The organism is Microcoleus sp. CZ3-B2 (assembly GCF_036705055.1).
GTDB lineage: Bacteria > Cyanobacteriota > Cyanobacteriia > Cyanobacteriales > Microcoleaceae > Microcoleus.
Window position 1 is genome coordinate 1 of sequence record NZ_JAUBTN010000106.1, and the last position, 10902, is coordinate 10902.

General features: G+C 51.7%; 7 protein-coding genes and 2 pseudogenes. 6 read left to right on the forward strand and 3 right to left on the reverse strand.

The window, feature by feature from the left end; genetic code table 11:
- Window positions 1-76 precede the first annotated feature (76 nt).
- From tnpC to QUA97_RS27140, 3 genes and pseudogenes are all read right to left on the reverse strand, one after another.
- Window positions 77-897 (reverse strand): annotated as a pseudogene (gene tnpC / locus QUA97_RS27130) (IS66 family transposase); the annotation flags it as partial.
- A gap of 105 nt (window positions 898-1002) precedes the next feature.
- Window positions 1003-1173 (reverse strand): annotated as a pseudogene (gene tnpB, locus QUA97_RS27135) (IS66 family insertion sequence element accessory protein TnpB); the annotation flags it as partial.
- Window positions 1174-1330: 157 nt separating this feature from the next.
- A complete protein-coding gene (locus QUA97_RS27140; protein ID WP_333157620.1) occupies window positions 1331-1723 on the reverse strand; it encodes a transposase in 393 nt (130 codons plus the stop codon).
- A 580-nt stretch (window positions 1724-2303) separates the two neighbouring features.
- Between QUA97_RS27140 and QUA97_RS27145 the strand changes: the two genes are divergently transcribed.
- The 6 genes from QUA97_RS27145 to QUA97_RS27170 all read left to right on the forward strand — a co-directional run bounded on the left by QUA97_RS27145 (window position 2304) and on the right by QUA97_RS27170 (window position 10211).
- On the forward strand, window positions 2304-3776 hold the full coding sequence (locus QUA97_RS27145) for an O-antigen ligase family protein (RefSeq protein ID WP_333157618.1): 1473 nt from the start codon (window positions 2304-2306) through the stop codon (window positions 3774-3776).
- Window positions 3777-3799: 23 nt separating this feature from the next.
- A complete protein-coding gene (locus tag QUA97_RS27150; RefSeq protein WP_333157617.1) occupies window positions 3800-4513 on the forward strand; it encodes a polysaccharide biosynthesis/export family protein in 714 nt (237 codons plus the stop codon).
- 12 nt (window positions 4514-4525) lie between these two features.
- On the forward strand, window positions 4526-6748 hold the full coding sequence (locus tag QUA97_RS27155) for a GumC family protein (protein ID WP_333157616.1): 2223 nt from the start codon (window positions 4526-4528) through the stop codon (window positions 6746-6748).
- 133 nt (window positions 6749-6881) lie between these two features.
- Entirely contained in the window at window positions 6882-8045 is a 1164-nt protein-coding gene (locus QUA97_RS27160) for a tetratricopeptide repeat protein (RefSeq protein ID WP_333157615.1), read from the forward strand.
- A gap of 287 nt (window positions 8046-8332) precedes the next feature.
- On the forward strand, window positions 8333-9085 hold the full coding sequence (locus QUA97_RS27165; protein ID WP_333157614.1) for a class I SAM-dependent methyltransferase: 753 nt from the start codon (window positions 8333-8335) through the stop codon (window positions 9083-9085).
- Between the two features lie 253 nt (window positions 9086-9338).
- Window positions 9339-10211: an FkbM family methyltransferase gene (locus QUA97_RS27170; RefSeq protein ID WP_333157613.1), complete on the forward strand. Its 873-nt coding sequence runs from the start codon at window positions 9339-9341 to the stop codon at window positions 10209-10211.
- The last annotated feature ends 691 nt before the right edge of the window (window positions 10212-10902 follow it).

Genomic DNA, 10902 nt, shown 5'->3' on the forward strand with positions numbered 1-10902 from the left:
CTTGGCAAAGAAATGGGCGCCGCGGCAACGAAAGGCGAAATAGCCTACGTCAATGCGGCCTTCCGTCGGCGCTTACGAACTTGCGCCTCACGTGTGACCAGCAGAACGTAAGGGTGATCTGCTGCTGCCGCTTGGCAAGCGCGGTATATCCGCCATAGCCGTCAACCTGCAGGATGCCTGCAAAGTCACCCAGGTGCGCTTCGGCGCGCTCGCTCTTGCGGTCGGCTGCATAGACATAGGCGATCATTGGCGGATCGATACCGCCCCATGGTCGGTCGTCCCGCGCATAGGCCCATAGCTGGCCGGTCTTGGTCCGCCCTCGTCCTGGATCGAGCACCGGCGCTGTCGTCTCGTCGGCAAACAGCCGTTCGGATCGTCGCAGTCGGTCCAGGATGTGGTCACGCAGCGGGCGAAGGTACCAGGCAGCCCGCCCGACCCAGTCTGCAAGGGTGGAGCGATCCAGCTGGATGCCCTGGCGGGCATAGATCTGCGCCTGCCGGTAAAGCGGCAAGTGATCGGCATACTTGGCAACCAGCACCTGAGCGATCAGGGCTTCGGTAGGGATGCCGCCTTCGACACTACGGACTGGTGCCGGGCTTGGACGACCGCGCTTTCGCAGGAGCGGCAGCGGTAACGAGGCCGACGGGTGACCAGGACCCGAAACGTGGTCGGCACGACATCAGGGCGTTCAGCAACATCCTCGCCGATCTGGTGCAGCCCACCGCCGCAGCACGGGTAGGCCTTATCGTCGATATCGATGATCTACTCGATCCGCTCGAGGTGCGCACGCAGCGAGCCGCGGTTGGTCTTGCGGGGACGATCGCCCTTGGCAACCGTCACATCGGCAAACTTGCGGGACTGCTCGAGCGCCAGCGCACGTAGCGCTTCGATGTCCTCTGCAGATCCGCTTCCATCAACATGACGGCAGTGAATCAGCAGAAGAAAGCCCCGTAAACCGGCAATCTGCGGGGCTATCGGTCGGCGTCCGCCACGCACCCGGCGCCAGTCGAGACCCTCCAGCAAAGCGCCAGGTTGGGCTGCCGTAACGCACATCACACCGTCCAGGATGCTGGGCCCCTTGAAGCCGCCGGACTCCAGCCTCTTGGCCATCAGGCACAGGCCCGTCCCATCAGACGAGCTTGATCTGGTCTGCGCGCTTGGCCCGGAAGACATAAATAGGGATCGCCGCCATACTCAGCGCTGATGAGCGCGGCCAGCGCGTCAGAACCTTTGCGAAAATCCACGGGCCGCGTTGCAACCATCACCCGCGTGCCAGGGCCAGGGCCGATCAACGTTGCACATGAATAGCCTGAATCACCGCTGCAGCCAGTCAGGGGCTCGCTGTTTGTCCGATCCTGACCACGACGCCGCCAAGCTCGACCTCAATCGCAACATCGTTCGACTTGGGCTTGGGACTGTCGGCCACGACCGGCACGAACATCGGTGCATGATCGGCGTCAATATCGGCGACTTGGCGGGCCGCCACTGCATATCTAAGCTCTCGCCGCCAAGTGTAGAGCAACGATGTCCGAATGTCTGGCCGCCGCGCAAACGCGGCGATGTTGTCGCAGCGCTCCAGCTCAGCGACAATCGCCAGCTTCTGCTCCAGCGTCCAAATACGCCGGCGGCCAGCCATGTTGCGTAGAACCCCCGGACGGCCAATAGGCTCCCGAGCCATTCCAATGCGGGTGTCCAGTGCGCTCGTTTGGTTGTTGTCTTCCATCCAACCCACCGTCTGCCTCAATCAACCAAGGATGCAAGGTGGGCGGGAAACAGCGCTTACACAACGAGAAAACGCACTTGCACCTGATGTTCGGCCAAGCGCCGTCTGGATGGCCTTGGATCATGCAGGTGCTGCATGAGTGGGTGAAGAAGCCCGCGGTCCACAGCAGCAAATGCGCTATTGCGCTAACCGAAATGGCTGATCTCCTCAAGCTGCTCGAATGTGAGAATCGCGGTCTACGCAATGCCTACGAGGTCCTGCTCAAGGCGTCGGAATACCTTGGACACGCGTAGTGAGCCTGCTCCCTTTAGCGCTCGTTCCGTAGATGACTGACTTCATTGAAAAGATTAATTAGGTTTACGGTGTCGAGCTGATCTGCCGGGTTCTGGTGTGCACCCAGCTTGCATCCGAAGATCGGCACTTGCGTTCATATGTTTGCTATTGATGCCACGCGTCGCTCGAACCCAACAGGGCATCGGGTGGCATCGCTTTTTATGTTGGCTGGAACATAGAATCTATCTATTGCCCTTCTGGGCCACAGGGAGGTCAAATTTGTTTAAGGACGCGGGTTTTTCGCTGTATGGCTATCATTGGTGTCAAAAAGCCTTCGCCAGGGGCTGAAATCCAACATTTTTGGATTTTTTCCGGATTTTTGCTGTGTGCCTTTTTTTTTGGTGGTGGTTCGCGTAGCGACGTCGCGTCGCTTGTGATTCTGCGTCCGGCAGCTTTCATTGCAATAGCGTATGCCCTGACGCAGGGCGCTTGGGGCCGGACAGCTGATATCCGGTTAGCGATCTGGTTGTTGCTGTCTCTAACTGCTGTCATGGTATTGCAGATGGTCCCTTTGCCGCCGGAGATCTGGAAGGCCCTTCCCGGTCGATCGCCTATTGCGGATATCGGCGTGGAAATCGGAGCCGATCAAATTTGGCGCCCGCTTACGCTGTCTCCAGCCCGAACTTTGAATAGTCTGATGTCGATGAGTGTTCCATTGGCAGCAATCCTTCTGTTCTCATTGCTAACGCCCGTACGCCGCGGCCAAGTTCTAATTTTGCTGGTGGGAGTAGGAGTGCTCTCAGCGTTCTTGGGTATCCTGCAAGGCATAATTGGAGCAGAGAGTTCGCTTTATTTTTATGAAATAACTAACAAAGGGTCGGCGGTAGGCCTCTTTGCCAATCGCAACCACCATGCATTTTTCTTGACGTCATTGGTGCCAATAATAATTTTGGGCCTCATTGCTGAACGATCGCAAGGCGGAGCCAAGTCACGGGGAGTCCTGTATTTTTCGTCTTTAATCTTAATTTTGCTTATTTTGCCTATGGTGGGATCGAGGAGCGGACTGATCATCGGGCTCCTAGCTGTTATGTCCTCTGTTCCGATTTATGTCGCTTTAGAGAGTGGGGGCAGAGCCTTGGGCGAGCCTAAGGGCTTCCCAAACAGGCGCAAGCTGGCGGTTGTGGCAGCAGCAATTTTGCTGGCTCCGATGTTTTTGCTGGTTCCACTAGCTTTAGGCCGGAGTTCTGCGATTAACCGATTGCTCGACGATTCTGAAGGTCCCGAGATCCGGATTCAGATGCTACCCTACATTTTTGACATGGCTTCGCTGCACCTTCCGTTTGGCATTGGGTTCGGCGCTTTTGAAAAGGCTTTCTATAGCTTCGAGCCTGACTCTTCCTTGAGTGAGCCGTATATGAACCAAGCTCACAACGATTATCTGCAGCTGTTGGCTGAAGCTGGCTTCGCTGGCGTAGCAATTTTGCTGGCGTTCGGCCTGATAGGGGGGCGTGCCTTCTTGGGGGCCTGGCAGGGTCGTAAACGATATCCGCATTCGTATGCGCTTCGTCTCTCCGCGCTTGTTAGTATGGTATTGATCGGTATAGCGAGCCTAACGGACTATCCGCTGCGAGTACCCTCGCTTATGGCCTTTTTTGGGTTATTGGCTAGCGCACTCTTAGCGCCTAGGGGCTGGATAGACCTTGCTGCATTCGCAAAGAACCGTAACCGCCGCCGGCGCCCGTCCCAAACAACTGAACCTCGCACCGTTTTTGAAATCTAACGTTTAACGATAAGAAGTCACCCATGGACGCAAAATATTTTCTGAGCTTTCTGACGCTTGCCCTAGCTTCGTGTAGCTCAACGCCTCCGCTCCAGAACGTGATGGCGGATACATCGGTCATCCGGCAGCAAGAGATGCCGACGCCAACTGGTGCCGACTTGTTGACAGCTAATAGGCCATATTTGATCGGTCCATTCGACAAGCTTAAGGTTGACGTTTTCGGGATCGCGGATCTCGAGCGCGAGGTCCAGACCGATGCGTCGGGCAATTTTTTATTCCCTTTGATCGGTCTTGTAGAGGCCGGCGGGAAAACGCCTTCCGAGCTGGCGGTTTCAATTGAAAGCAGACTTCGTGGCCAGTTTGTACGAAACCCACAAGTAACCATAAATTTGGAAGAGACAACAAGTCAGGTGGTTACGATCGAAGGGCAGGTTAGAAAGCCTGGATTGTATCCCGTTGTAGGCCGAATGACCTTGCTGCGTACTATTGCTGTGGCGGAAGGCACGTCTGAGTTTGCCGACCTTACTGACGTCGTAGTGTTCCGTACGGCAAATGGTCAAAAATTTGCTGGTTTATACAACCTTAAGGCTATCCGTGATGGTACTTATGAAGATCCAGAAATATTTGCGAACGATGTCGTGGTGGTAGGCGATTCACCGGGGCGCAGGCTATTTAAGGACTTGATACAGGTGGCTCCCGCCCTAGTTACTCCGCTTATCATCCTCCTTCAACAATAATAAGAGCGCTTTATGAATCAGCTTACACGGAGCGCAGAACATTTTGGCGATCAAGAGATCGGCGCGAATGGCCTGGCAGAATCTGATGCTATGGAAAGCAATCCGGTTTTATTAGAATATTGGCGTGCAATTTATGTGAGGCGTCTCCCTGTCGCTGGAATTATTGCTGTGTTTATCGCGTTGGGTTTGCTCGCAACTCTACTCGCCACTCCGCAATACACGTCAGTGACTCGTATCGAGATCAATCGCTCGGAGGATAAGGTCACGAACGTTGAAGGCGTGGAAGCCAAGGAAATTGGTCAGAGCCTAGAGTTCTACCAAACTCAGTATAGTCTGCTGGAGGCTAGGACGCTAGCTGATCGCGTGGCGCGCTCACTGCGGCTATCAACCAATGCCGATTTTTTTGAGGGCTTCGGAGTGAACCCAGAGCGCTTTAAGGACAGTGGCGACGGGCCTGTAAGTGCTGATGCTCGGCAGGAGAGACTTGACAAAGTTGTTGAGTTGCTTCTTGAAAATGTCGTCGTTCGGCCAATCAGAGGGTCAAGTCTGGTCGACATCAGCTTTACAAGTGCGTCACCTGAACTTTCAGCGAAGATTGCGAATGCATGGGCTAGTCAGTTCATTCAGCTAAGCCTTGACCGTCGTTTTGCATCTACTGAAAACGCACGCGATTATTTGGAGCGGCGTTTGGCGGAACTGCGTTCGAAATTAGAGGAGTCTGAACGCGATCTCGTGCTGTACGCGTCGAACAAGGAAATCATAGCATTAACTGGCGGCAGTTCGGCGGGCCAATCCGGAGGTCCGAGAACGCTTGTGGCAATAGACCTGGAAAGCTTGAATGAGGAGCTTGCCGATGCCACGGCAGCTCGCATCCGAGCCGGAAGCAGATTGCAAGGCAATTCCCAGTCAAGCGAAGCTGCGCTGACCAATAGCGCGATCAATGGTCTACGTGAAAGGCGCGGTGAAATTGCAGCAGAATACTCAAAACTTCTTTCACGTTTCGAGCCTGGCTACCCTGACGCTCTGGCATTGAAGGCGCAGTTGGATGCTCTTGACCGAAGCATTCGTCAAGAGGAGTCGCGAGTCGGTGGGTCCGCGCAAACCGAATATGTTGCGGCCCAAAAGCGGGAGCGTGATCTCTTTGAGCGCGTCGCAAGTCTGAAGACACGATTTGCTTCACAGCAGCGAGACGAAATACAATATAACATTCTTCGGCGCGAAGTTGATACAAATCGTGAATTGTATGACGGTTTGCTCCAGCGGTTTAAAGAAATTGGTGTTGCCAGTGTAGGCAACAGCAACATTTCGGTGGTAGATCCAGCGCAGGTTCCAGACATACCATCTAGTCCGCGGCTACTTCTCAATGTGGCCCTCGCTCTGATAGGCGGAATCTCGGCTGCTGGCATATTCGTCTTTGCATTGGAGCAGATTGATCAAAGTATTCGTGATCCTCAAGCTGTGAGGAAATCTTTGAGGATTCCCTTGTTGGGCATTCTGCCTTTCCTGCAGGATACGGATGTCGTCCAAAGTCTTGATGATCAAAAGTCGATAGCGTCGGAGGCCTTCCTCTCAATTCGGACTGCTATGTCATTTTTGACAGACCATGGAGTCCCGAAGTCGTTCGCGGTTACAAGTACCCAGCCAAATGAGGGAAAGTCCACCAGCGCCCTCGCTTTAGCGATTACACTAGCTCGAACTGGAAAAAGGGTTGTGCTCGTCGATGGAGATATGCGCAATCCAACCCAGCATAATTTAGCAGGTTTGCCGTTGAGCCCGGGGATGAGCAGTTTCCTGGCTGGAGACGATAACATAATTTCGTTCGTCAACGCTACGCGCTACCCAACACTTGGCATAATTTCGGCTGGAACTGCCCCTCCCAATGCGGCTGAGCTTCTAAGCAATGGGCGGGTCAAATTAATGCTAGAAAAATTGCTGTCGGAATTCGATCATGTTGTAATCGATTCGCCGCCGGTGTTAGGTCTCGCTGACGCTCCATTGCTCGGTAACAGTGTTGAAGGTATTGTATACATAATCGAAGCAAATGGATCGAAACTCCGCGCGATCCAAACGGCTATTGATCGGTTGCGAAATGGCCGGGCACACATCTTCGGGGCGGTTGTTACGAAAGTAGATAGCCGTAACTCAAGCTATGGCTATGGCTATGGCTATGGCTATGGCTATGGCTATGGAAATGATGCAACCGAGGGATCCCCCAGCGGCCCGGACGGGCGCTGATGCTTTTAGAAACCGCCAGCCTCATTGAGGTTTTAGTATGCGTCGATGGTTAACATGGGGAGCAGGGCTTACCCTAGCGGCCGTATCTGGACTTAATTCCTTTTCAACCGCTGTCGAGCGTACCTCGCCAGTCTTGGCTGTAAAAATCCCATTCCACGGCGGTGGGGCGGAAAGTGGTGCAGCTAACGATATTATCCGGCAAAACATTATTGAGGGGGATGGGCTCCTACCCTCTGCAATACCTCCTGAAGCTGTTAGTAGGGCCCGTAAGGCATTTTACCGGGAGCCCACTGATACCTTTGCTGTGGCCGTGTTGGGTCTTCACACAGCTGCGAACGGCATGCAATTACAGGCTCAGTCAATATTTGAGGCAAACGTCAAATTGGGCCGCCGGCAAATAATTTCACAGGCGTGGCTAGCAGACCATGCTGCGCGTCAAAATGATCTGACAGCAGCTCTCCAGAACTATGACCTCATTCTCCGAAGAAGAAATGCTGCGAGTGCAACCGTACTGAATCGACTGGTGCAGCTTTTGCGGCAAGAAAATTCTGTCCCGCTATTTGTTCGCCTTCTTCAAAGGCCATCTTCATGGCATCCAGAATTTTGGGAGGCGGCGACTTCGGACAATCTTACATTGGATAATGCGGCTGAATTGAGGATCAGGCTGGCGGGCCGCGGATATGCCCTAGACGACCGCTATGATTCGATTCTATTGTCGAAATTGACTTTAGAAGGTAAGTTTCTGATGGCTGAAATGCTATATCGGAAATTGCGGCCTCAACTCTTTACGGCTAGTAGCCAGACAGCGCGGAGGGCCGATCTATCGTTTATAAGAAACGATGAAATTGAGCCGTACTTCTGGATTGTGGCTCCAGAGCGGGGTGACCTGGGAGCCTATATGAACTCCAAATCGGATGGGCTCGATGTTAGCATCCTTGGCGGAGCGGGTGGTATTGTGGCTCGCCGATTGATAACGGACTTTCGCGGTGTTTATGATGCTAGATTAACGTTAGCTCGGTCATCCTCGGGAACGGGGGCTATTCGTATTGATCTAACATTTACTTGTGCAACAGATAGTTCGATCATGGATAAAGTTAGTTTCAGTATCCGTGATAAATCGAGTTCCACCGGGCGAGTGAACCTTCTTGCTCCACAGTGCAGATACTATTGGGTCGAAGTGCAAGCTATTAATGCTAATCGCGACGCAGTGGACTTTACTCTCAAAGAAATTGCATTGTCTCCAAGGATACAAAGCCCTCCAAAAGGCGAGTCGTCAACGAACATAATGGGACAGTGATCAGATATGTTTAGTTTGGCTCAGTCCTTAAATATACTCTAAGATACAAGGCCTATGTTTATCTTTAAGCAAATTGCCAATTTAATAACCGATTTTTCAGTCATTTTTTCTGAAAGTGCTGTTTACCTCCAGCTCAATATTTAGGCCGTTCAAGCAAAAGGATTTGCTGTTAAAGGTTGAGTAAATCTGGAAAACGCAAAGTCATCACGGTTCGACGATTCCGCAGTGTCGGTTTGCAGTTGGGCTTACACTAGTGTGACACCAATAGATCAATAAGGCAAATAACCATGCAAATTAAAAACTTTGCTAAGTTTGTAAATTTAGCTCGAAGTCGAGGCCCGTTCGTTGCGGCGAAGCGCGTGTTTACTTATCTATCACCAAGCGAATTTAAACAGCGCGCAATTTACCGGAATATGCTTCGCCTACAGAGTAGTAGGGAGCGCTTTAATGAGATATATTCAAAGAACTTGTGGAGTGATCCGGAATCAGGTAGCGGAAGCGGTTCGAATTTGGCGGCTACTGAAAGTCTAAGGACAGCGTTGCCCAGGATATTTGAAAAATATGATATAAGGCGCGTTCTAGACGTCCCCTGTGGCGACTTTAACTGGATGCGCTTAGTCATCGAAGGAAACCAAAATCTTTATTATACAGGTGGTGATATTGTCGGTTCATTGATTATTGATAATAACGCCAGATATGCTAGCGAAAGAGTAAATTTTCTGGAGATCGATCTTACCAACGACGAGTTGCCGAGTGCCGATCTCCTTATTGTTCGGGATTGTTTGTTTCATTTATCTTTCTCCGATATACTCAAGGCAAAGCGTAATATATCGCGATCGAATATTCGATATCTTTTGACCACTACTCACATAGTTGAGAACGATTTCCAGAATAAAGATATAATAACCGGTGATTTTCGTCTAATTGATATCTTTTCATTGCCTTTGTCATTTCCGGAGGATCCATTGGAGCGCATAACTGATTATGTTGGTTCAGAGCCGCCTCGGGAAATGTGTTTGTTTGAAGTGGGGCGCTTGTAGGGGGCGTATATTTTCAGATTGTTTTTTTTCACGAATTTAACGAAATTAGTATCATAATGATTCGTCTATCGAAATATATCTTCGATGTATCTCTTGATCGTTGATCGTTGATCGTTGATCGTTGATCGTTGATCGTTGAACCCTGGCCTATCTTGCAGGTGATTTTACTAGAAATCTCGGTGCAGTACTAGGCTGCGGAGTTGTCCGTTGGTTATTTTCACCTATTTTCGCTGGTAAGAATTGGAGTGTAGTTGTGAGTCTGAAGGATTTCATCAGAAGGACGCCATTGGCGCGTTCGCTTCTCGCTGCGCCAATTTCCGCAAGGCGGGCGTGGATAAATTACACGAGCGCTAAATCACGAGATGTGCTCTCGCGACTAGAGCGATTGGTGGTGTCGGACGTAACCATCCAAGTAGATGAGTTTGACGGCCAATTTGTCCTGGGGCCACAATCTCATTTGCTTCACCGGTTGCTGGCAGAAGGCGAATATGAGCGAGATCTCGTCAAGCTTTTTCTGAAACATTTGGATCCCGTTCGCGATGTGATCGATGTGGGCGCAAACGTTGGTTTCTTTACAGTTTTGGCAGCTAGGTCGTTGACCTCAGGTCGTGTCTTGGCAGCAGAGCCGACTAGAGCAGCATTCGCTCGATTGAGCCATAATATTGATCTGAATGGTGTTGAAGACGCAGTTATAATGTATAACGGATTAATATCAGATAAGGATTGCACTTCAACTATTAATGTAGTTGCCGGTCGTGAGGAATATTCGTCCATGGGCGACGTGGTGCATCCGGCTGTCATCGGCGAAAAGACTTTGACTGAAACAATAGATGCCAAGAAGATAGATACGTTGGTAGAAACCCATAATTTAACTCCGGGATTGATTAAGGTCGACGTTGAGGGCGCAGAGGGCTTGGTATTTGAAGGGGCGCGTGAGACCTTAAAGCGACACCGGCCAATTGTAATATCTGAGTTTTCTCGTCCGTTACTGGAGGCTAACGGGTCATCGCCTGAACGTTTGGCTAAATTGTTTGATGAATGCGATTATGATGTCTTTGATGCTCATGATCAATTTGCTCGCGCTGGACACCTGGAGTTCTCAGATTTATTAGCGGTTCCGCGTTAGGGTGATCGGAAATTTTAAAAATTGACCTCGCATTGAAACTTAGGCCATTGTAAATCGTAGCCTGCGGCTCGGCTCTTGTGAGCGACTTGTCTTAGAGGCCGCCGTTAGTACAATTATGCCGCTGCCCGGCTACGTTAGGTGATTGGAACATTTTCGTCACTGCGGTAATTCCATTGCGGTAAGTAGGCGTTGAATCACCTTGTGCCCATCACTGTCAGGGTGATGGTCCTCGCGTTTGGTTTCAACATAGTGCTATGACGATCGCATGGCACTGGCGCTACCGACGTAAGCCGCTACGAGTTTTCCACCGGCGACGGTCGCAGGCCAAATTGGCATGATGATGTTAAACTCGCGATCATGGCGGCGAGCTATTCCTACCTTGAGAGTGCCAGCTCAGTTGCCAGCCGATTTACTCCTTGCGCTTCGCAGCCGTTGATCTCGCGTCGCCTGCTCCGAGTGCACCGGCCTAGCCAAAGCTGTAGCACTGCCGCAGCTTTCGGCATTCGTGCCAGTGGTGATTTCAGGCCACGCGCCGCATAAGCACCTTCCAACGAGCCGACCAGCAAACAAGCCGTAAGTCTTCGATGAGCACGGGTTTATGGTAAGCGGAGCCCTGACCCCACCTTGCCCTGATCGGTGACAGGGCCGATTGTCCGCGCCTTTGGTTGGTGGAGGTCGCTGGTGCTATGAC

Coding starts and splice junctions, on each gene's coding strand:
- QUA97_RS27140 (WP_333157620.1), bottom strand. CDS start 1,723: ATGGAAGACAACAACCAAACGAGCGCACTGGACACCCGCATTGGAATG.
- QUA97_RS27145 (WP_333157618.1), top strand. CDS start 2,304: ATGGCTATCATTGGTGTCAAAAAGCCTTCGCCAGGGGCTGAAATCCAA.
- QUA97_RS27150 (WP_333157617.1), top strand. CDS start 3,800: ATGGACGCAAAATATTTTCTGAGCTTTCTGACGCTTGCCCTAGCTTCG.
- QUA97_RS27155 (WP_333157616.1), top strand. CDS start 4,526: ATGAATCAGCTTACACGGAGCGCAGAACATTTTGGCGATCAAGAGATC.
- QUA97_RS27165 (WP_333157614.1), top strand. CDS start 8,333: ATGCAAATTAAAAACTTTGCTAAGTTTGTAAATTTAGCTCGAAGTCGA.